Annotated in this window: 13 protein-coding genes; 11 read left to right on the top strand and 2 right to left on the bottom strand. The window is 71.8% G+C overall.

Annotation, left to right across the window (positions count from 1 at the left end; all coding sequences use genetic code 11):
- Window positions 1–24 precede the first annotated feature (24 nt).
- Complete coding sequence (gene guaB, locus HJD23_RS15755) at window positions 25–1,527, top strand: IMP dehydrogenase (RefSeq protein ID WP_171117539.1); 1,503 nt, start codon at window positions 25–27, stop codon at window positions 1,525–1,527.
- Window positions 1,528–1,632: 105 nt separating this feature from the next.
- Window positions 1,633–2,757 (top strand): GuaB3 family IMP dehydrogenase-related protein, encoded by a 1,125-nt coding sequence (locus tag HJD23_RS15750; protein ID WP_171117541.1) that lies wholly within the window; start codon window positions 1,633–1,635, stop codon window positions 2,755–2,757.
- Between the two features lie 99 nt (window positions 2,758–2,856).
- On the opposite strand, the gene HJD23_RS15745 is transcribed toward HJD23_RS15750, so the two are convergent.
- Entirely contained in the window at window positions 2,857–4,065 is a 1,209-nt protein-coding gene (locus HJD23_RS15745; protein WP_171117542.1) for a nucleotide sugar dehydrogenase, read from the bottom strand.
- A 296-nt stretch (window positions 4,066–4,361) separates the two neighbouring features.
- Here HJD23_RS15745 and HJD23_RS15740 point away from each other — a divergent pair, with 296 nt between their 5' ends.
- From HJD23_RS15740 to HJD23_RS15700, 9 genes are all read left to right on the top strand, one after another.
- Window positions 4,362–6,068: a glycerol-3-phosphate dehydrogenase/oxidase gene (locus HJD23_RS15740; RefSeq protein WP_171117544.1), complete on the top strand. Its 1,707-nt coding sequence runs from the start codon at window positions 4,362–4,364 to the stop codon at window positions 6,066–6,068.
- 85 nt (window positions 6,069–6,153) lie between these two features.
- On the top strand, window positions 6,154–8,127 hold the full coding sequence (locus tag HJD23_RS15735) for a serine/threonine-protein kinase (RefSeq protein WP_171119162.1): 1,974 nt from the start codon (window positions 6,154–6,156) through the stop codon (window positions 8,125–8,127).
- A 192-nt stretch (window positions 8,128–8,319) separates the two neighbouring features.
- Entirely contained in the window at window positions 8,320–11,358 is a 3,039-nt protein-coding gene (locus HJD23_RS15730; protein ID WP_171134032.1) for a protein kinase, read from the top strand.
- A 152-nt stretch (window positions 11,359–11,510) separates the two neighbouring features.
- Entirely contained in the window at window positions 11,511–13,085 is a 1,575-nt protein-coding gene (locus HJD23_RS15725; RefSeq protein ID WP_171119164.1) for a serine/threonine-protein kinase, read from the top strand.
- 87 nt (window positions 13,086–13,172) lie between these two features.
- Window positions 13,173–14,225 (top strand): serine/threonine-protein kinase, encoded by a 1,053-nt coding sequence (locus HJD23_RS15720; RefSeq protein WP_171117548.1) that lies wholly within the window; start codon window positions 13,173–13,175, stop codon window positions 14,223–14,225.
- Window positions 14,226–14,324: 99 nt separating this feature from the next.
- Complete coding sequence (locus HJD23_RS15715; protein WP_171117550.1) at window positions 14,325–16,049, top strand: serine/threonine-protein kinase; 1,725 nt, start codon at window positions 14,325–14,327, stop codon at window positions 16,047–16,049.
- A 43-nt stretch (window positions 16,050–16,092) separates the two neighbouring features.
- On the top strand, window positions 16,093–17,982 hold the full coding sequence (locus HJD23_RS15710; RefSeq protein ID WP_171117552.1) for a serine/threonine-protein kinase: 1,890 nt from the start codon (window positions 16,093–16,095) through the stop codon (window positions 17,980–17,982).
- Window positions 17,983–18,086: 104 nt separating this feature from the next.
- Window positions 18,087–19,712, top strand: coding sequence for a succinic semialdehyde dehydrogenase (locus HJD23_RS15705; protein WP_171117553.1), 1,626 nt, complete (start codon window positions 18,087–18,089; stop codon window positions 19,710–19,712).
- Between the two features lie 46 nt (window positions 19,713–19,758).
- Window positions 19,759–21,537: a GMC family oxidoreductase gene (locus HJD23_RS15700; protein WP_171117555.1), complete on the top strand. Its 1,779-nt coding sequence runs from the start codon at window positions 19,759–19,761 to the stop codon at window positions 21,535–21,537.
- A 130-nt stretch (window positions 21,538–21,667) separates the two neighbouring features.
- Here HJD23_RS15700 and HJD23_RS15695 read toward each other — a convergent pair whose 3' ends face one another.
- Window positions 21,668–22,726, bottom strand: coding sequence for an LAETG motif-containing sortase-dependent surface protein (locus tag HJD23_RS15695; protein ID WP_171117556.1), 1,059 nt, complete (start codon window positions 22,724–22,726; stop codon window positions 21,668–21,670).
- Window positions 22,727–22,921: the final 195 nt, after the last annotated feature.

The raw sequence follows: 22,921 nt of genomic DNA, 5'->3' as shown, positions 1-22,921 counted from the left end.
TCAAGGCCATTTGGGGAAGGTGTCATGACTGCCAACGTCGACGGAGTGCCCGGAAAATTCGCGACACTCGGGCTGACCTACGACGACGTGCTGCTGCTGCCGGGCGCCTCCGAGGTGCTGCCGAGCGCGGTCGACACCTCGTCCCGCATCTCCCGCAACGTCCGGGTGAACATCCCCCTGCTCTCGGCCGCGATGGACAAGGTCACCGAGTCCCGCATGGCCATCGCCATGGCCCGTCAGGGCGGCGTCGGGGTGCTGCACCGCAACCTCTCCATCGAGGACCAGGTCAACCAGGTCGACTTGGTCAAGCGTTCCGAGTCCGGCATGGTCACCGACCCGATCACGGTCAACCCGGACGCCACGCTCGCCGAGGCAGACGCGCTGTGCGCCAAGTTCCGCATCAGCGGTGTGCCGGTCACCGACGGCGAGGGCAGGCTGCTCGGCATCGTCACCAACCGCGACATGGCCTTCGAGAGCGACCGCTCCCGCCGGGTGCGCGAGGTCATGACCCCGATGCCGCTGGTCACCGGGCACGTCGGCATCTCCGGCACCGACGCCATGGAGCTGCTGCGCCGCCACAAGATCGAGAAGCTTCCCCTGGTCGACGACGCGGGCGTCCTCAAGGGCCTCATCACCGTCAAGGACTTCGTCAAGGCCGAGCAGTACCCCAACGCCGCCAAGGACGCGGAGGGCCGCCTGATCGTCGGCGCCGCCGTCGGCGCCAGCCCCGAGGCCCTGGAGCGGGCCCAGGCGCTCGCCGCGGCCGGGGTGGACTTCCTGGTCGTCGACACCTCGCACGGCCACAACAGCAACGCCCTCAGCTGGATGTCGAAGATCAAGTCGAGCGTCGGCGTCGACGTGATCGGCGGCAACGTCGCCACCCGCGACGGCGCCCAGGCGCTGATCGACGCCGGTGTCGACGGCATCAAGGTGGGCGTCGGCCCCGGCTCGATCTGCACCACTCGGGTCGTCGCCGGCATCGGTGTCCCGCAGGTCACCGCCATCTACGAGGCCTCGCTCGCGGCCGGCCCGGCCGGTGTCCCGCTGATCGGCGACGGCGGTCTGCAGTACTCCGGCGACATCGGCAAGGCGCTCGCCGCCGGCGCCGACACCGTGATGCTGGGCAGCCTCCTCGCGGGCTGCGAGGAGTCGCCGGGCGAGCTGCAGTTCATCAACGGCAAGCAGTTCAAGTCCTACCGCGGCATGGGCTCGCTGGGCGCGATGCAGTCCCGCGGCCAGGGCAGGTCGTACTCGAAGGACCGCTACTTCCAGGCCGAGGTCGCCTCCGACGACAAGCTCGTGCCCGAGGGCATCGAGGGCCAGGTGCCCTACCGCGGCCCGCTGGCCAACGTGCTGCACCAGCTCGTCGGCGGTCTGCGCCAGACCATGGGCTACGTGGGGGCCGCGACCATCGAGGAGATGGAGTCGAAGGGCCGCTTCGTCCGGATCACCTCGGCGGGCCTGAAGGAGAGCCACCCGCACGACATCCAGATGACGGTCGAGGCGCCGAACTACAGCCGTAAGTAGCCCGCCAGTCTCCTCTGGGCGGTCCCGGAACCTCCGGGGCCGCCCTTGTCGTACCCGTCGGGGATACTGGAAGGCGCTGCAACGCATCAGGGAAAGGCCACAGACGTGACTGAGATCGAGATCGGGCGCGGCAAGCGCGGCCGCCGGGCGTACGCCTTCGACGACATCGCCGTCGTCCCCAGCCGCCGTACGCGGGACCCGAAGGAGGTCTCGATCGCCTGGCAGATCGACGCCTACCGCTTCGAGCTGCCCTTCCTGGCCGCCCCCATGGACTCGGTCGTCTCGCCGGCCACGGCGATCCGCATCGGCGAGCTGGGCGGCCTGGGCGTGCTGAACCTCGAAGGCCTGTGGACGCGGTACGAGGACCCGCAGCCGCTGCTCGACGAGATCGTCGGCCTGCCGGTCGAGGCCGTGACCCGCCGCCTCCAGGAGATCTACGCCGCGCCGATCAAGGAGGAGCTGATCGGGCAGCGCATCAAGGAGGTGCGCGACTCGGGCGTGGTCACCGCGGCCGCGCTCTCCCCGCAGCGCACGGCGCAGTTCTCCAAGGCCGTGGTGGACGCGGGCGTGGACATCTTCGTCATCCGCGGTACGACGGTGTCGGCGGAGCACGTCTCGTCGTCGCACGAGCCGCTGAACCTGAAGCAGTTCATCTACGAGCTCGACGTCCCGGTGATCGTCGGCGGCTGCGCCACCTACACCGCCGCCCTGCACCTGATGCGCACCGGCGCGGCGGGCGTCCTGGTCGGCTTCGGCGGCGGCGCCGCGCACACCACGCGCAACGTCCTGGGCATCCAGGTGCCGATGGCCACGGCGGTCGCGGACGTGGCGGCCGCCCGCCGGGACTACATGGACGAGTCCGGCGGCCGCTATGTGCATGTGATCGCGGACGGCGGTGTCGGCTGGTCCGGCGACCTGCCCAAGGCGATCGCCTGCGGCGCGGACGCGGTGATGATGGGCTCCCCGCTCGCGCGCGCGACGGACGGTCCGGGCAAGGGCCACCACTGGGGCATGGAGGCCGTCAACGAGGAGCTGCCGCGCGGCAAGAAAGTCGACCTCGGCACGGTCGGCACCATCGAGGAGATCCTCACCGGCCCGTCCCACACCCCGGACGGCTCGATGAACTTGTTCGGCGCCCTGCGCCGCGCCATGGCCACCACCGGCTACAGCGAGCTGAAGGAGTTCCAGCGCGTCGAGGTGACGGTGGCGGACTCACAGCACCGGCGGTAGCCGTACGGCGGCGCAAGGGCCGGTCACCCGGGGTGGGTGACCGGCCCTTTTGCGTGCTGCCCACCGGGCCAGTGGGCGGCGTACTTCACGAGCCCCCCTTCACAACCGATGCGCCGCCCCCGTAGGCGTAGCCCCCCGCGTGTCCAGCAGCAGCTGTGCCTTCACCGACAGGCCCTGCAGGTCGTAGGTGCGGTGGTTCTGGAGCAGGATCGTGAGGTCGGCCTCGGCCGCCGCTTCGTACAGGGAGTCGGCGCGGGGGACCGGGCGGTCGATGATGCTCCAGGACGGGATGTGCGGGTCGTGGTAGCTGATGGCGGCGCCGAGTTCCATCAGGCGGATCGCGATCTCCTGCGCCGGGGTGGCCTGCTGGTCGGCGAGGTCGGGCTTGTAGGTGACGCCGAGGAGCAGCACGCGCGCGCCGCGGGCCGACTTGCCGTGTTCGTTGAGGAGGGTGGCGGCGCGCTGCACGACGTACCGGGGCATCCGGCTGTTGACCTGCTGAGCCAGTTCCACCATGCGCAGGCCACGGCCCGCGCGGCCGGTGAGGTCCTGCGAGACGGCGTGGCCGCCGACCCCGGGTCCCGGGCGGAAGGCCTGGAAGCCGAACGGCTTGGTCTCCGCGCAGCGGATGACGTCCCACAGGTCGACGCCCAAGTCGTGGCACAGGACGGCCATTTCGTTGACCAGGGCGATGTTGACGTGCCGGTAGTTGGTTTCCAGGAGCTGCACCGTCTCGGCCTCGCGGGGGCCACGCGCGCGTACCACCTTGTCGCTGAGGCGGCCGTAGAAGGCGGCGGCCGACTCGGTGCAGGCGGGGGTGAGGCCGCCGATCACCTTGGGCGTGTTGGCCGGGCTGAAGTCGCGGTTGCCGGGGTCGACGCGGCTGGGCGAATAGGCGAGGTGGAAGTCGCGGCCCGCGCGCAGCCGTGAGCCCTCTTCGAGCAGGGGGCGGAGGAATTCCTCGGTCGTGCCCGGGTACACGGGCGACTCCAGGATGACCGTGGTGTGCGGGCGCAGCCGGGCGGCCAGGATGCGGGCGGCCGCCTCCACCTGGCTCAGGTCCAGTCCGCCGTCCGCGCTTCTGGGGGTCGGGGCGCAGATGACCGCGGTGCGTACCCGGCCGAGTTCGCTCGGGCCCACGGCGTGCCGGAAGCCCCCCGAGAGCATCCGGCGCAGTTCGGCGGGGCTGAGCGAGCCGGGCTCGGGACCGGTCTTGTAGCCGACGGTGGGGATACCGGCGGCGACAGCGGCCTGGGCCAGCGGCAGGCCGAGCGGGCCGAGTCCGATGACGGCGAGATCTGCGGGCATGGCGTGGTGGCCGTCCTTCCCAATAACCGAAGCGGGACAGATGCGCAAGCCCTGTGGACAAGATGAGAGAGCGCAATGTCAGACTAGGAGTAAATATGACCGTTTTGCGGTATTGATCGCGCCCGTGTCCGCGCGCGTGTCCCTCCCTGGCCGCCGGTATCCGTGCTGGTTATCCACAGGCTGGAGATGCGTGGTGGCTGAAGTCGGACGACCCGGTCAGACTTTGAGCGTGGGGGATGTGGACGGGTCTCGCCCGACGGGTGCGGCCGACCCGAGGCGATGAGCGGGAGGCAGCGGTGAGGACAGGGACACTGGGGCCGGCGCAGCGCGCCGAGTCGCTCGCGGCGATGGCCGAGCGGGAGCTGGACCTGCTGGTGGTGGGCGGCGGAGTGGTCGGCGCGGGCACCGCGCTGGACGCCGTGACCCGCGGCCTGTCGACGGGCCTGGTCGAGGCGCGTGACTGGGCGTCGGGCACGTCGAGCCGGTCCAGCAAGCTGATCCACGGCGGCCTGCGCTATCTGGAGATGCTCGACTTCTCCCTCGTCCGCGAGGCACTGAAGGAGCGCGGCCTGCTGCTGGAGCGGCTGGCCCCGCATCTGGTGAAGCCGGTGCCCTTCCTCTACCCCTTGCAGCACAAGGGCTGGGAGCGGCTGTACGCCGGTTCGGGCGTCGCGCTCTACGACGCCATGTCGATGGCCCGCGGGCACGGACGGGGCCTGCCGATGCACCGGCACCTGAGCCGCCGTCACGCGCTGCGCGCGGCACCGGCGCTGAAGAAGGACGCGCTGGTCGGCGCGTTGCAGTACTACGACGCCCAGATGGACGACGCCCGGTTCGTCGCGACGCTGGTGCGCACGGCGGTGTCGTACGGGGCGATGGCGGCCAACCGCGCACGGGTGACCGGCTTCCTGCGCGAGGGCGAGCGGGTGGTCGGCGCGCGGGTGCAGGACGTCGAGGGGGGCGGGGAGTACGAGATCCACGCCAAGCAGATCGTCAACGCGACCGGCGTGTGGACCGACGACACCCAGGCGATGGTGGGGGAGCGGGGGCAGTTCCACGTCCGGGCGTCCAAGGGCATCCACCTCGTCGTGCCGAAGGACCGCATCCACTCCACCACCGGGCTGATCCTGCGCACGGAGAAGTCCGTGCTGTTCGTCATCCCCTGGGGCCGGCACTGGATCATCGGCACCACCGACACCGACTGGGACCTCGACAAGGCGCACCCCGCCGCGTCCAGCGCCGACATCGACTATCTGCTGGAGCACGTCAACTCGGTGCTCGCCGTGCCGCTGACGCGGGACGACGTCGAGGGCGTGTACGCCGGCCTGCGGCCGCTGCTGGCCGGTGAGTCGGACGCCACCAGCAAGCTGTCCCGCGAGCACACCGTCGCGCATCCGGTGCCGGGGCTGGTCGTCGTGGCGGGCGGCAAGTACACGACGTACCGGGTGATGGCCAAGGACGCGGTGGACGAGGCGGTGCACGGCCTCCACTTGCGGGTCGCCGAGTGCGTCACCGAGGACGTACCGCTGCTCGGCGCGGAAGGCTACCGGGCCCTGTGGAACGCGCGGGCGCGGACAGCGGCGCGCACGGGCCTCCATGTGGTGCGCGTGGAGCACCTTTTGAACCGGTATGGGTCACTGTCGGAGGAGCTGTTCGAACTCATCGGCGGGAACTCCTCGCTGGGCGAGCCGCTCACCGGCGCCGACGACTATCTGCGCGCCGAGATCGTGTACGCCGCCTCGCACGAGGGCGCGCGGCACCTGGACGACGTGCTGACGCGGCGCACCCGCATCTCCATAGAGACCTTCGACCGGGGCACCCGCTGCGCCCGTGAGGCCGCCGAGTTGATGGCGCCGGTGCTCGGTTGGGACAAGGACCAGATCGAGCGCGAGGTCCAGCACTACGAGAAGCGGGTGGAGGCCGAGCGGGAGTCGCAGCGCCAGCCGGACGACCTGACGGCGGACGCGGCGAGGCTGGGGGCGCCGGACATCGTGCCGTTGTAGGAGCTGGGGGGCACCCTGGGCGTGAACCGCTTGTCGGGTGAGGGACAATGGAGGCTCTGTCAGGGCGGGTTGCATGAGGGGACGCATGTCGGAGGCGGAGCGGGCGGGGACATCCCGTCAGGACACTCGTCAGGACAAGAGCGAGCGTCTTCTCGCCGGGCGGTACCGGCTGGGAGACGTGCTCGGCCGCGGCGGCATGGGCACGGTGTGGCGCGCCGAGGACGAGACCCTCGGCCGGACGGTCGCCGTCAAGGAACTGCGGTTCCCGGCCAATATCGACGAGGACGAGAAGCGTCGGCTCATCACGCGCACCCTGCGCGAGGCCAAGGCCATCGCGCGGATCCGCAACACCAGTGCGGTGACGGTCTTCGACGTGGTCGACGAGGACGACCGGCCGTGGATCGTGATGGAACTCGTCGAGGGCAAGTCCCTCGCCGAGGTCATCCGCGAGGACGGCGTGCTGCAGCCCCGGCGCGCCGCCGAAGTCGGCCTCGCCGTTCTCGACGTGCTGCGCTCCGCGCACCGCGAGGGCATCCTGCACCGCGACGTGAAGCCGTCGAACGTGCTGATCGCGGACGACGGCCGGGTCGTGCTCACCGACTTCGGCATCGCCCAGGTCGAGGGCGACCCGTCCATCACCTCCACCGGCATGCTCGTCGGCGCGCCCTCCTACATCTCCCCGGAGCGCGCCCGCGGCCACAAGCCCGGCCCGGCCGCCGACCTGTGGTCGCTCGGCGGTCTGCTGTACGCGGCGGTCGAGGGTTCCCCGCCGTACGACAAGGGCTCCGCGATCGCCACCCTCACCGCGGTGATGACCGAACCGCTGGAGGAGCCGAAGAACGCCGGCCCGCTCAGGGACGTCATCTACGGGCTGCTCACCAAGGACGCCCAAAAGCGCCTCGACGACGCCGGTGCCCGGGCTCTGCTCAAGGCCGTGATCAACGCACCCGACCCGAAGACGGCCGAGCCGGCGGACGCGACCAAGGTCGTACCGCTGCCCCCGCAGCCGGACGCGCCCACGAAGAGCGGGAGTTCGACGGGCGGCGAGCGCCGGGAAGGGTCCGAGCGGCTGCGCGGGGCGCTGCGGTCGGCTCGCAAGGCCGCCGTGGTGACGGGAGCGGCGGCGGGGGCTCGTACGACGTCCGGGAGTGGTTCGGGTGCGAGCGGTACGACCGCCGTGTCGGCGTCGGACTCCGGTGGGGGCGCCAAGGGCACGTCGGACGGCCGGAGTTCCGGGTGGCCCGTGATGACGCCGCCGGACCTGCCGCCGCGGCCGGTGCCCAGGGCACCGCTCACCGACGTGGTGCCCCGGCGGACGCTGGTGGTCATCGCCGTGGTCGTGGTGCTCGCCGTGCTCGGTGTCGTACTGGCCGTGGCGCTCAACTCGGGCGACGACGGCTCCAACCAGTCCCAGGGCGGCGGCGACAGGACGACCGCCGAGGCGAGCGGGAGCGCCGACACCAAGTCCGGCGACGGTGGGGTCCACACGGACAGTGCCGCGACGGCGTCGGCCTCGACGGGATCCACGCCGGGCAACACGCCAAGCGCGAGTGGCGGGGCGGCGGCCGGGAACGGCGACGAGGAGTCGGACGGCTCCTCCGACGGGCAGGATTCCTCGGACGACACCGCCGCCGAGGAGACGTACACGGGCGACCAGGGCTACTCCATCGGACTGCCCAAGGGCTGGAAGTACGGGTCGTCGGACGCGGCGGGTGACCGGTTCACCGGGCCGGGCGGGCAGAAGCTGCTGATCGCCTGGACCTCCACGCCCAAGGACGACCCCGTCCAGGACTGGAAGAACCAGGAGCGCTACATGACGCGCTCGCAGTACGACCGGATCCGGATTGTGGAGGTGGACTACCGCGGCTGGAAGACGGCCGACTGGGAGTTCACCTATGTCGACGGGGGCACGAAGTACCGGACGATCGACCGCGGGTTCGTCGTCAACGACCATCAGGGCTATGCGTTGATGTACACGGCGAAGGCCGCCGCGTGGGACGGCGAGCTGCGCAAGTCCACGTGGCGGACGCTGACCGGCACCTTTGCACCGAAGGCGTGATCGGGCCGGGGAGCGGTTGGGCACATGAGGGGAATGGTGGGCCCATGAGATCCCGTGAGATCTCCCCATCCCTCCGTGCAAGTTGCCTCCGGCACGTATCGTGAGTGGTTGCGAACCGTACGCATCGGGAACGCATCCGGAACGGGACGCCACACGAACGGAATTGACCACCGGGCGGCCGGGGGAGGCAACGTGGACGACTATGCGGGGCGGGTACTCGCCGACCGCTACCGCCTGCCGCTGCCGCCCTCCGACGAGTACGAACTCACGGAGACCCGCGCCTTCGACACCTACAGCGGGCAGGAAGTCCTGGTACGGCAGGTGCCGTTGCCGGAGGTCGTCGAGGCGGAGGTGCTCGACGCCGAGGGGTTGCCCGAGGGGTTCACGGCGCGTGACCGTGCGGCGCGGCGGCCGACGGCCGGGCGCGCGGGGGCGGTTCGACGGCCCACGGATCCGGCGGTACGGCGTGCCGTGGAGGCCGCCCAGGCGGCTGCCGCGATCCCCGACCATCCGCGGCTTGACCAGGTCTTCGACGTCTTCGCCGAGGGCGGGTCGCTGTGGGTGGTGAGCGAGCTGGTGGCCGCGCGACCGCTGGCCGCGCTGCTCGCCGAGCAGCCGCTGACGCCGTATCGGGCGGCCGAGGTCGCCTCCGATGTGCTGATGGCGTTGCGGGTGCTGCATGCGCACGGCTGGGTGCATCGGAACATCACCGCGCGGACGGTGCTGGTCTGCGACGACGGGCGGGTCATGCTGACCGGCCTGGCGGTGGGGGCGGCGGAGGAGGCGTTGTGCGGGTACGACCCGGTGCCGGCGCCGCTGTATGACGACGGTGGCGGTGGTGACGGCGGCGGGGCCGCGGTGGGTTCGGAGGCGGCTCGGGGGACGTTCGGAGCCGACGGCTCGGCTGGGGGCCGTGGTCCGAACGTCATCAGCGGCGGCGATCCCGAGGCTGCCCGGCGGGCCGCCATCGAGGCGCGGGCGGCCGGGGGGTTGCCGGTGGCCGGTGCGGATGCGGCGGGCGGCGGGGGAGGTTCGGCGGCGCCGGTCCGCAGGGCACCGGAGTCCGGCGGGGACGTCCGGGCGGCGCGGGCCGGGGCGATCGCCGCGTACCGGGCGGGGGCGCGGGCCGCGGCCCGGGTCCAGGAGGCCCAGCAGAACAGCCGCGCGGCCCTGCCCGGCGCCCGCCCCGCATCCGAGGGCGGCACGGAGCAGCCGCCGCACGCCCGCGGGCCCGAGAGCAACCCGCCGGGCCAGATAGCCGACCCGTACGGCGTACGTGCCACGCCCTGGCACGGCGCGGGGCGGCGCAACACCGGGGCGGGGACCATCGGGCAGTCCCAGGGCGGCGGGCCCGCGCCTCAGGGCATGCCGGACCAGGGCCGCGGGATCGCTCAGCCCGGCGTGCCACCGCACGGCAACGGCCTGGCCCAGCCGGGCGGACGGCTCCAGAGCAGCGGCCTCGCCGAGTCTGACGTAGCCCCGCACGGCAGCGGCCTCGCCCAGGCGGGCGTGCCGCCGCACGGCAGCGGTCTCGCTCAGCCCGGCGTAGCCCCGCACGGCAGTGGTCTCGCCGAGTCTGGCGTGCCGCCGCACGGCAGCGGTCTCGCTCAGCCCGGCGTAGCCCCGCACGGCAGTGGTCTCGCCGAGTCTGGCGTGCCGCCGCACGGCAGCGGTCTCGCTCAGCCCGGCGTAGCCCCGCACGGCAGTGGTCTCGCCGAGTCTGGCGTGCCGCCGCACGGCAGCGGCCTCGCCCAGTCCGGCGTGCCGCCGCACGGCAACGGTCTCGCTCAGCCCGGCGTACCCCCGCACGGCAACAGCCTCGCCCAGCCCGGCCTACCGCCCCAAGCCGACAGTCTCACCCGACCGGGCATCCAGCCCCCCGCCCGCGGCAACGGCCTCGCTAACCCCGCCGTACCCGCGCCTGCTCAAGAGGCGGCGCCCCAAGGGCGTACCGGCACCCGCTGGGACGACCTGGTGGCCGGAACCCCCGTGACCCGTCGCGGCCCCGCCACCGCCTTGGCGGCGGAGCGGGCGCGGCAGGCGCGGATGGCCGTGGTGGGGCCGGTGACCGAGCGGTGGGCGCCGGAGCAGGCCGGACCGGTGCACGAGAACTGGCAGCTCGCGCCGCCCATCGGCCCGGCCACCGACCTGTGGGCGCTGGGCGCGTTGCTGTTCAGAGCCGTACAGGGGCATGCGCCCTACCCGGAGGAGTCGACGGCCGAGCTGGTGCAGTTGGTGTGCGCCGAACCGCCCGCCTTCGCCGAGGAGTGCGGGCCGCTGCGGCCGGTCGTGGAGTCGTTGCTGCGCCAGGACCCCACCGAGCGGCTGGACTTCGAGGAGTTGCGCGGCTGGCTGCGTTCGCTGGTGCGGTCCGCGCCCGAGCCGGAGGCCGGTGTGCATGTCGTCGCCGCGCCGCCGCCCGACGCGAGCCGGCTGCCGATCGTGCGCCGCAAGGGCGAGCTGGTGCGCAGGCGGCGCGCCGGGCTGCCCGCGCGGCACGGGCGGCACAAGCGGGGCAGGGAGAAGACGCGTTCGCCGCGCAGCCTCGGCCGCACCCTGCTCCTGCTGATACTGCTCGCGCTGGCGGGCGCGATCGCGTACGCCATGCTGTTCATGCCGAAGGCCGGCGAGGGCAGCGGCAGCGGCGCGACCCCCGACCGGACCGGGGCAGCCGGGCAGGTCAGCCAGGCGCCCGACCCGACACCCGAGGCGAGCAGCGAGCCGCGCCCCGACCAGAACGCGCCGGAGGAGGACCCCACCGGGACGCAGGCCGAGGTCGCCGACGGCTTCACCCTGCACGACGACCCGGAGGGCTTCCGTGTCGCCGTCGCCGAGGGCTGGCAGCGCGCACCCAAGAACGGCAGCGGGCAGGTCGTCTACTCCCAGGGCGACTTCGAGCTGATCGTCGTACCGGGCAGGGACAGCGCGGACGAGTACGGCAGCGATCCGATGGCGTACCAGAAGGAGCGGGAGCCCGAGCTGCGGCCGTACCGGGAGTCGAGCTGGGCCACCTCCACCGGTCTGAAGACCATCGAGGTGGGCGGGCGGACCATGGCCGAGGGGCAGTTCACGTGGAGTGACGACGACGGCCGCGATCTGTTCGTGCGCAACCTCGCGATGCTGCTCGACGGGCGCTACCACGTGCTCCAGGTGCGTGGACCGGAGGCCGAGCGGGACGAGGTGACCCGGCTGTTCGAGCAGGCGGCGGCGACCTACCAGGCCACCGGCTGACCCTGCCGGGGCAGTTGGCCCGACGGTTGCTTCTCGTCACAGAAAGCGACAACCGTCACAGTGCGGTCTCCGTGGCGCCCCCGTTGTTCCCCGTTCGCGGGCCGGTCCCTACCCTGACTCTGTCAAGAACATTGCGGGGAAACGTGAATCAGATGCAGGGCCTGCTCATCGGGGGCCGCTACCGGCTCACCGACGCCATCGGCAGCGGTGGCATGGGCCGGGTGTGGCGTGCCCATGACGAGGTGCTGCACCGGGCCGTCGCGATCAAGGAATTGACCGCCGCGCTCTACGTCTCCGAGAGCGACCAGGCCATCCTGCTGGCCCGCACCCGGGCGGAGGCGCGCGCGGCCGCGCGGATCAACCACTCGGCCGTCGTCACCGTCCACGACGTACTCGAACACGACGGCCGGCCATGGATCGTGATGGAACTGGTCGAGGGCCGCTCGCTCGCCGACGCCGTCAAGGCACAGGGCCGCGTCGAGCCGGTCGAGGCCGCCCGGATCGGTATGTGGGTGCTGCGCGCCCTGCGGGCCGCGCACACCGCCGGTGTGCTGCACCGGGACGTCAAGCCCGGCAACGTCCTGCTCGCCGACGACGGCCGCGTGCTGCTCACCGACTTCGGCATAGCGCAGATCGACGGCGACACGACGATCACCCGCACCGGAGAGGTCGTCGGCTCCGTCGACTACCTCGCCCCCGAGCGGATCCGCGGGCACGACCCGGGACCGGCCGCCGACCTGTGGGCGCTCGGCGCGACGCTGTACACGGCGGTCGAGGGCACCTCGCCGTTCCGCCGCACCTCGCCGCTGGGCACCATGCAGGCCGTCGTCGAGGAGCACCCCGCCGAGCCGCGGTACGCCGGTCCGCTCGGGCCCGTGATCAACGCGCTGTTGCGCAAGGAACCGGCCACGCGGCCCACCTCCGACGAGGCGGAGCGACTGCTCGCCGAGGTGGCCGACGGGCGCCGGCCGCAGATGACCGAGGTGTACGTGCCGCCCGCACGGCAGCCGGAGGCGGGCCCGGCGCGGCAGGAGACGCGGGAGCACTCCCGGCCGCACCCGCTCGGCACCGGCACGGCGGCCGTGCCGACCCCACGGCGGCGCAGGCTGCGCGCCCTGGCCCTCGTCGTGGCCATGGCGGCGGTCGTCGGCGGGGCCAGTGCGGTGGTGGTGCAGCACTGGAACGAGAGCCACGCCCGGGACGGTGCGTCCGCCTCCTCCTCGGCCTCACCGAGCCCCGGGGAGTCCGTCCCGGCCACCTGGGTGCGCAAGGACGACCCGGCGGGTTTCAGCCTCTCGGTGCCCAGCGACCGCTGGCAGCGGAAGGTGTACGGCGTCCAGGGCGACCTCACGCAGATCGACTACACGCCCGACGGTGGTAAGCACCTCATCCGCATCGCCGTCGACACCTCACCGGACTTCGACGACCCCTACGAGCACCAGCGGGACCTGGAGGAGCAGCTTCAGCGGCTGGCGCAGTACCAGCGCGTGACCATGAAGGAGAACCTTTACCGGGACCGCAAGGGTTCCCTGTGGGAGTACACCTGGACCGCACTGGCGAAGGACACGGAGTACCCGGGGCCGCGCCGGGCGATCGAGGAGATGTACATCACCCGGGACGGCGTCGAGTACGCGATCTACATGTCGTCACCCGCGGGGGACTGGGCGACGACGCGGAAACAGTTCGACACGCTGCTGCAGGGGTGGCGGCCGGGGGCGCCGTCCTGAGGGCCCCGGCCCCGGGGATGGTCGTTTGTCGGCCATGCCACCCGTTCGGCCCGGAGGGTCCCGCTCCGGCTGGGGCATGATGTGCTCATGGGGAGCGAGGGGTCCGACGAGCGGGTCATCGCGGGCCGTTACCGGCTTGAGGCGGCGCTCGGGCGGGGCGGCATGGGCGTCGTCTGGCGGGCCACCGACCAACTGCTCGGCCGTCAGGTGGCCGTCAAGGAACTCGTCCCGGACGACTCCCCGTCGGCGGCCCGCGTCCGCTCCTCGCGCGACCGCACGCTGCGCGAGGCCCGTGCGCTCGCCCAGTTGCAGCACCCGCACATCAGCGTCGTCCACGACGTCGTCGAGCACGACGAACGCCTCTACATCGTCATGGAGTTGATCGACGGCGGCTCCCTCGCCGACCGGATCGCCGCGCACGGCCCCGTCGACGCCCGCGAGGCCGCCCGGATCGGCGTCGCCCTGCTCGGCGCGCTGCGCGCGGCGCACGAGGACGGTGTCCAGCACCGCGACCTGAAGCCCGCCAACGTTCTCATCGAGTCCGGCACCGGCCGAGTCGTCCTCACCGACTTCGGCGTCGCCCAGGTCGAGGGCGCCACCACGCTCACCGAGTCGGGGACGTTCGTCGGCTCGCCCGAATACACCGCGCCCGAGCGGATGTCGGGGTCCGGCACCGGCCCGGCCTCCGACCTGTGGTCGCTCGGCGTGCTGCTGTGCGCGGCGGTCAGCGGCGAATCGCCCTTCCACCGCGACTCGTTGGGCGGCATCCTGCACGCCGTGGTGGCCGCGCCGATCCGGCCGCCCGCGCAGGTCGGGCCGCTGCTGCCCGTCGTACGCGGGCTGCTGGAACGCGACCCGGACCAGCGGCTGGACGCGGCGCAGGCCGAGCGGATGCTGCGGGAGTTCCTGGAGACGGGCCGTACGCCGGAGCCGACCCGCTGGCAACGCACCCCGCGGGACCGGCTGGTGATCGCGCTGCTGGTCGCCGCGATGGTGGCGGCGGGGGTGTCGGCGGCGGCGCTGCTCCTGAACGGCGATGGTGGGGAGGGCGGGGGTACGCCGGTGAGTCCGACGCCGAGCACGTCCTTGAGCACGTCCGCGTCGCCGTCCCCGAGTGGCGCCAACAGCCCACCCAAGTAGGAGATAAGCGGGAGATATGCGGCGACCTGGGTCACGGGTCTGTGACCGGTGAGCCTTCGCGGTGGATGCAGAAGCGCTTGCCGCGATATGCATGAACGCATGAGCAACAACGGGGGAGCCCGCCACGGGTCCGACGAGCCAACGAGTTTCGGTCTGCAACCGCCGGTTCAGCCCACCGCCGTACCGCATCCGAACAACCCGTACGCATCGCCCACCCAGGTCGTGCCGCCGCAGCAACAGCCCCCGCGTCCTGCCCAGCAGCCCCCGCATCTTGCCCAGCAGCCCTCGCATCCCGGTCGGCAGCAACCCACCCACCAGCCCCCACAAGACCCCGGCGCCGGGCGCCTCATCGCGGGCCGCTACCGGCTGCTCGCCAAGCTCGGGCACGGCGGCATGGGCACGGTGTGGCGGGCGAAGGACGAGACGGTGGACCGGGAGGTCGCGGTCAAGGAACCCCGCGTACCGGACCACCTTCCCGAGCGCGAACGCGCCAACGCCTTCGAGCGGATGCGCCGCGAGGCCCGCGCCGCGGCCCGGCTCGACCACCCGGCGGTGGTGAACGTGCACGACGTCGCCCTGGTGGACGGCCGGCCGTGGATCGTGATGGAGCTGGTGCAGGGACGTTCCCTCGGTGACGCGCTCCAGGAGGGCACCCTCTCCGCCCGCGAGGCCGCCAGGGTCGGCCTGGAGGTGCTCGGCGCGCTGGAGGCCGCGCACGCCGCCGGCATCCTGCACCGGGACGTCAAGCCGGACAACGTCCTGCTGGGCCGTCATGACCGCGTCGTCCTCACCGACTTCGGCATCGCGCAGATCGAGGGCGAGACGAACCTGACCGACACCGGCGGCTTCGTCGGCTCCCCCGAGTACATCGCCCCGGAGCGGGTGCTGGGCCAGCGGCCCGGCCCGGCGTCGGACCTCTGGTCGCTGGGCGTCGTGCTGTACGCGGCCACGGAGGGCGTGTCGCCCTTCCGCCGCAGCAACACCCCGGCCACCCTCCAGTCCGTCCTCAACGCCACGCCCGCGCCGCCCGCCTCGGCGTCCGGTCCGCTCGCCGAGGTCATCAACGGCCTGCTCCAGAAGGACCCGGCGCGCCGTCCGAACGCCGCCCAGGTCCGCTCCCTGCTGGAGGCGGCCGCCCACCCGCCCGCGCCGGTGCCCACGCAGGTCGTGACCGTGGGCGGCGGCGACAGCGGGCGGGGCGGCGGGATCCGGCTCGGCCGCAGGACGCTGCTCGGGCTGGGCGCGGCGGTCGTCGCGGCGGCGGTGGCGGCGTACCTGGTGATCGCCGACCCGTTCGCGGGCCCGCTGCCCGAGGGCTGGAACACGAAGGCCGAGCAGGACGTCGCCGCGACCGTCGCGTATCCCGACGGCTACACGCGAGGCGTGCCCGAGGAGTCCGACGACGGCCACTGGGTGACGTACACCGACCCCAGCGGCAGCATCTGGCTCGGCCTGCGCCTGGACAAGAGGTCCGAGGACACGAGCAACTCCATCAAGGAGTCCGCGGCCGCCGAGATGTACGAGGACAACGGCGTCTTCGAGGAGAACGGCAGTTACGACTTCGGCATGCCGGAGAACCCGGACACCAAGCCGGACGGCGGGATCAAGTACAAGGGCAAGGACGCCGCGCGGAACACCATCGCGTACGAGACGACCGACAGCCGGAACCCGCGCCCCCGCGAGGTGCAGATCTTCTACTACAAGAACTCCGACGGGAACATGTACAAGCTCACCGTCAGTTACCCCGGCAAGGGCGACTTCACCGAACGGGGCCGCGAGGTGGCCCGGGTCGCGATCGCGAACCTGGACATCGACCGGCTCTGACGTCACGTCGACAAAGACGTGTGCCGCAGGGTAGGCATGGGACATGAGTGACGGCGGCGAACACCAGCGCGACGGACGTCTGGTCGGCGGGCGCTACCGGCTGAGCGAACGCATCGGCTCCGGCGGTATGGGCACCGTCTGGCGGGCGCGCGATGAACTGGTCGAGCGTGACGTCGCCGTCAAACAGCCCCGGTTGCCGGGCGATCCGGAGGACGAGTCCCATCGCCGGGCCGCGCACCGTCTGTACCGCGAGGCCCGGGCCGCCGCCCGTGTCGACCATCCGTCCGCCGTCACCATCCACGACGTGGTGGAGGATGACGGAATCCCCTGGATCGTCATGGAGTTGATCCGGGGCGAGTCCCTTCACGAGGTGCTGCGGCGCGGCCCGGTGGACGCCCCCGAGGCGGCCCGTATCGGCCTCGCCGTCCTCGGCGCCCTGCGCGCCGCGCACGCCGTCGGCATCGTGCACCGCGACGTCAAACCCGCCAACGTCCTGCTGAGCCCGCACGGCCGTGTCGTCCTCACCGACTTCGGCATCGCCCACGTCCAGGGCGAGGAATCCCTCACCATGAGCGGCGAGTTCGTCGGCTCACTGGAGTTCATCGCCCCCGAACGCATGTCCGGCCGTAGCGCGGGCCCCGCCTCCGACCTGTGGTCCCTGGGGGTTCTGCTGTACGCCGCCGTCGAGGGCTGGTCTCCGTTCCGCCGTACGACGCTGGAGTCCACGCTCGCCGCCATCCTCGCCGCGGATCCGCCCGAGCCGAAGCAGGCCGGTCCACTGGGGCCGCTGCTCGTCCGGCTCCTGGCGAAGGACCCCGAGCGGCGACCGGGGGCGGAGGAGGTAGCCGTGGCGTTGGGGGCGGTGGCGGAGGGCTGGCCGGAGGTGCCGGACGGTGCGGCGACGGCTGCTCAGGAGGCGGCGGAGCTGGAGGGGTTCGCGGACGACGCCGGGACGGTACGGCTGCGGGGGGAGGCCACGGCTGCGCCGGAGCGGCGGACGGTCGTACCGGAACCGGAACCGGAACCGGACGCGGACTCGGGCTCGGGCTCGGGCTTGGACTCGGACCAGTACTCGGCACCGGACTCGAACCCGGACTCGGAGGCGGGCTCGGGTTCGGGCTCGGGCTCGGACTCGGATCCGGGCTCGGGCTCGGGCTCGGGCTCGGCACCGGACTCGGATCCGGACTCAGACTCGGGTTCGGGTTCGGGCTCGGACGCGGACCCGGACGCGGAACCGGCCCCGGACTCCGACCCGGACCCGCATTTCACCGAACAGCCCCCGAATCCGACCCGTCACCCCCTCCGCCATCCCGTCCCCGCCGTCCTGCTCGGCGTCCTCGTCGCCGGGGGCGTCTGGCTCGCCACCTCCTCCTTCCGCCCCGACCCCGACGACACATCGGGCACGGAGCGCACCGCCACCTCCAGCTCGGCCCCCGGCGTCGTCGCGTCCCCCAGCCCCACGTGGATCGATCACCGCGAGAAGGACCTCGCAGCCGTCCTCTCCCTCCCCAGCACCTACAAGGAAGCCGCCCGCGAGGGCAGCACCGACGATCCGCCCCGCCTGGTCGTCTACGACCTCGGCAACACCATCCAGGTCCGCCTGACCCAGTGGGACAAGGCACCCGGCTCCCCGATGACCCGGGCCCGTCAGGCCCACGCCACCTGGGACGGCTACAACGGCGACGCCCGCACGCAGTACACCCGTACGACCTTCGACGGCCGGGAAGCCGTCCTCGCCGACACCACCTACAACATGGCGGAGGACCCGACCCGCGTGATGCAGCTGGTGATCCTCACCGAGGACAACCGTATGTACGAGCTGCGCGTCGACATGCCCAAGGGCACGCCCGACGAGAAGAAGGGCACCGACGTGTTCAAGGGCGCCCGCGGCCGACTGGAGATCGACGCCGGCCCAGCCTCACCAACGCCCTGATCAGCACGTTCGTTGCCAGTGATCACTGGCGGTATGTGTGTACTCCGTGAATCCCGATTACCGACGGGTACACAAAGCCTTCGACGGGGCATACCCTGCGGCTCATGACGGACTCGCAGGCCCTGGAGCAGGCCACGCACAGCACCGGCACCAATCCCCTCGCCCCCGCCCCCGAAGGCGCCCGCACCGCCGCGGACGTGGTCACCCCCGAGCTGATCGCCCAGCTCACCCGGGGCGTGGCCGGTTCCGGCCGGACCGCCAACCACACGCCGTTCACCGGCGAGAAGCTGGCCGACCTGCCCGAGTCCACGCCGGAGGACGTACAGAAGGCGTTCGCGGCGGCCCGTACCGCACAGGCCGTGTGGGCGCAGACGGCGGTGCGGCAGCGCGCGGCCGCGCTGCTCCGCTTCCACGACCTGGTGCTGGAACGCCAGGCCGAGGTCCTCGACCTGATCCAGCTGGAGACCGGCAAGGCCCGGCTGCACGCCCACGAAGAGGTGCAGGCCGTCGCCGTCGCGGCCCGGCACTACGGCCGTATGGCCGCCGCCTATCTGAAGCCCAAGCGGCACACCGGCGCCGTCCCGACCCTGACGAAGGTCACCGAACTGCGCCATCCGCGGGGTGTGGTCGGCCAGATCGCCCCCTGGAACTACCCGCTGGAGCTGTCGGTCGGCGACGCGCTCCCGGCCTTCGTCGCGGGCAACGCGGTGGTGATGAAGCCGGACACGGAGACCTGCCTCACCGCCCTCTGGGCGCGCGACCTGCTGATCGAGGCCGGGCTGCCCGCCGACGTCTTCCAGGTCGTCCTCGGTGAGGGCCCGGTCGTCGGCCCCGAGGTCGTCAAGCACGCCGACTACGTCTCCTTCACCGGCTCCACCCGCACCGGCCGCGAGGTCGCGCAGGGCGCCGCCGCCCGCCTGGTCGGCGTCTCCCTCGAACTGGGCGGCAAGAACGCCATGGTGGTGCTGGACGACGCCGACGTGGAGAAGGCCGCCGCCGGAGCCGTCCGGGCGTGCTTCTCCTCCGCCGGTCAACTGTGCATCTCCATCGAGCGGTTGTACGTCCACGAGTCGGTCGCGGACGCCTTCGTGGAGCGCTTCGCCGCCCGCACGAAGGCCATGCGGCTCGGCACGTCCCTCGCGTACGGCGCCGACATGGGCTCACTGGTGGGCGAACGCCAGCTGGAGACCGTCAAGCGGCATGTGGAGGAGGCGGTGGCCAAGGGCGCGAGGCTCGTTGCGGGTGGGGTGGCCCGCCCGGACATCGGCCCGTACTTCTACGAGCCGACCATCCTCGACGGCGTCGAGCCGCCCATGGCCGTCTGCACGGAGGAGACCTTCGGGCCGGTCGTCTCCATCTACCGCTTCAAGACCGACGACGAGGCGATCGAGCACGCCAACTCCACGCCGTACGGCCTGAACTCCTCGGTCTGGACGACGAACGCCCGCCGCGGCCGCGAGGTCGCCGCCCGCCTGCGCACCGGCACCGTCAACATCAACGAGGGCTACGCGCCGGCGTACGGCAGCGTCCAGTCGCCCATGGGTGGCATGAAGGACTCCGGCCTGGGCCGCCGCCACGGCTCCGAGGGCATCCTCAAGTACACGGAGGCCCAGACGATCGCCCACCAGCGGCTGCTGCCGATGGCCCCGTCCCTGGGCATGGACGACGAGAAGTACGCGGCGTTCATGAGCCGCAGCCTGAAGGTGATGAAGGCACTGCGGTTCCGCTGACGCCCTGGCCCTCCCCCATCCCCACTGTTCTCAACGAGGAGAGCACGTGCCCAAGGACGTGTACGACTACGACGTCATCGTGGTCGGCTCCGGCTTCGGCGGCTCGGTGACCGCCCTCCGCCTGACCGAGAAGGGCTACCGCGTAGGCGTCCTGGAAGCCGGCCGCCGCTTCACCCGAGCCACCCTCCCCAAGAACTCCTGGGACCTGAAGAACTACCTCTGGGCCCCCAAGCTCGGCATGTACGGCCTCCAGCGCATCCATCTGCTCGGCAACGTCATGGTCCTGGCCGGAGCGGGCGTGGGCGGCGGCTCGCTCAACTACGCCAACACCCTCTACGTACCGCCGAAGCCGTTCTTCAAGGACCCCCAGTGGGGCCACATCACCGACTGGCAGGAGGAACTGGCGCCGTACTACGACCAGGCCCAGCGCATGCTCGGCGTACGGCTGAACCCGACGATGACCCCTTCCGACGTGCACCTGAAGGCCGCCGCGCAGCGGATGGGCGTGGGCGACACGTTCCACATGGCGCCGGTCGGAGTCTTCTTCGGCGACGGCAAGGACGCCGACGGCACGGTCAGGGCCCGCCCCGGCGAGGAGGCGGTCGACCCGTACTTCGGTGGGGCCGGACCGGCCCGCCGTGCCTGTGCCGAGTGCGGCGAGTGCATGACCGGCTGCCGGCACGGCGCCAAGAACACCCTCAACGAGAACTACCTCTATCTCGCCGAGAAAGCCGGCGCGGTCGTCCACCCCATGACCACGGTCGTCGCCCTCACCGACGACTCACAGGGCGGGTACGCCGTCACCACCCTGCCCACCGACCAGGGCAAGAAGGGCAGCGGCCGCACCTTCCGCGCCCACCGCGTCGTCCTGGCGGCCGGCACCTACGGCACCCAGACCCTGCTGCACCGCATGAAGGCCACCGGCCGGCTGCCGTACCTCTCCGACCGCCTCGGCGAACTCACCCGCACCAACTCCGAGGCCCTGGTCGGCGCCCAGACCACCAACCGCCGCTACCGTAAGGTCACCGGCGAGCGGAAGGTCGACTTCACGCGCGGCGTCGCCATCACGTCCTCCGTCCACCCGGACGCCAACACCCACATCGAGCCGGTCCGTTACGGCAAGGGCTCCAACTCGATGGGCGGCATGGCGATCCTCCAGATCCCGTACGCGGAGGGCTCCTCCCGCCTGCTGGCCTTCCTGCGCAACGCCGCCCGCCACCCCCTCGTGCTGCTCCGCTCCCTCAACAACCACCGCTGGTCGGAGCGGACCATCATCGGCCTGGTGATGCAGTCGCTGGACAACTCGCTGACGACGTATCTGAAGCCGGACGGTGTCGGCAAGGGCCTGCTGACCGCCCGGCAGGGCCACGGCGCGCCCAACCCCAAGCAGATCAAGGCCGCTTCGCAGGGCGCGTCGGCGATCGCCGCCGAGATCAACGGCTTCGCCGGCAGCAACATCGGCGAACTGATGGGCACCCCGCTCACCGCGCACTTCCTCGGCGGCTGCCCGATCGGCGACTCCCGCGAGACCGGCGTGATCGACCCCTACCACCGGCTGTACGGCCACCCGGGCATCTCCGTCGTCGACGGCGCGGCCGTCTCCGCCAACCTGGGCGTCAACCCGTCCCTCACCATCACCGCGCAGGCCGAGCGGGCGATGTCGTACTGGCCCAACAAGGGCGAGGCCGACCCACGACCGGCGCAGGGAGCGGCGTACGAACGCCTGAAGCCGGTCGAGCCCAAGTCCCCGGCGGTCCCGGCGGACGCGTTCGGCGCGCTGCGGCTGCCGTTCCTGGGGATGCCGACGGTGCCGCCGAAGTCCTGACGACGGGAAAATTCTGGCGACAGGAAAGTCCTGGTGACACGGAAGCCCTGACGACAAGAAATAAGAGAGAGGGACCTGCGCCCCCCTCCGAGCGCAGCTCCCTCTCTCTTTGTCCAGGGCTCAGGCGTGCTTACGCCTGCGCACCGGCCTTCTTGCGCCGGACGACGAACACCGCACCCGCACCGGCGACGACGGCGACACCGCCGACGAGGCCGATCATGGGCAGCGCGGAGCTGGAACCGGTCTCGGCGAGGTTGCCGGTGATCTCCTTGACCGAACCCTGCGGCTTCGTGCCGTCGTTGAGGTCGGGCTTCTCACCGCTCGGCTTGGCGTCGTCGACGTTGTCGGACGGCTTGCTGCCCGCGGCGAGCACGGTGAAGTCGTAGAAGTCACCGTTGAAGTAGCACGTGGACTCCTCGCCCGCGTACACGGCCTGGCTCAGCGCGAACGAGGCGCCCGCCGGAGCGTCCTTGTTCACCCGCACCCGGAGGTCCATCGTGGTCGTGGAGTGCTTCTCGAGGGAGTCGAGGAGGCCGACGAAGGTGCCCGTGAAGTGGAACTTGCCGTCCTCGTCCTCGAAGTAGTCCTGGTAGTTGCTGGTCCACTTGCCGTCCAGCTTGTACTGGATCTCGGCCAGGTCGAAGGCGAGCGACGCGTCCTCGTTCGTGTCGTCCGAGTACTCCGTGAACGCCTCGACCCAGACCTTCTCGAGGTCCTTGTCGGAGTCGTTCGTGACCACGAACTCGAACTCGTGCCAGCCGGAGCCCGCGACGATCTGGTTCGGCAGCCCGGAGATGGAGGCCGTGAGCTTCTCGTCCAAGTCGACGGACTTGCACTCCTCGTACGGGTTCCACGACTCGTCGTCGGACGGAGCGGACTCGCTGGCAGAGGGAGTGGCGGAGCTGGTCGGCGTGCTGGTGGCCGTCTCGGTGGCGGACTCCGTCGCACTCGGGTCCGCGGTCGGGGACTGGCTGTCGGTCTGGGACGGGTCGCCCGTAGCGGTCGCGGTGGCCGACTGGCTCTCGGACGCGCTCGGGCTGACGGTCGCCGTCTCGGTGGCGGACTCCGTCACGGTCGGGCTCGCGGAACCCGGGGTTTCCGTCGCGTAGGCGGCCGGTGCCGCGAGCAGCGCCATCGGGGCTATCGCGGCCGACACGGCGGTGGCTGCCAGGGCGCGGCGAAGCTTCATGAAGACCTACCTGCTGAGTCGGAAGGGCTCCGCGTACGGCGTACGGGTGTGGCCCTTGGTTCTGCAGGTTTGATCAACGAAGCCCGGGAATGGTTGTCCACCCTTCACACAGTTTTTATGTGATGTGGATCACTTGATGTGGCGGGCGTGCGGGCATGAGAAGGGCCCCGCGGGGCGGAGCCGCGGGGCCCTTCT

The organism is Streptomyces sp. Z423-1 (genome assembly GCF_013009255.1).
Taxonomy (GTDB): domain Bacteria; phylum Actinomycetota; class Actinomycetes; order Streptomycetales; family Streptomycetaceae; genus Streptomyces; species Streptomyces gossypiisoli.
The sequence above is the reverse complement of the archived record's forward strand: the minus strand, read 5'-3'. Positions and strand labels throughout refer to the sequence as shown.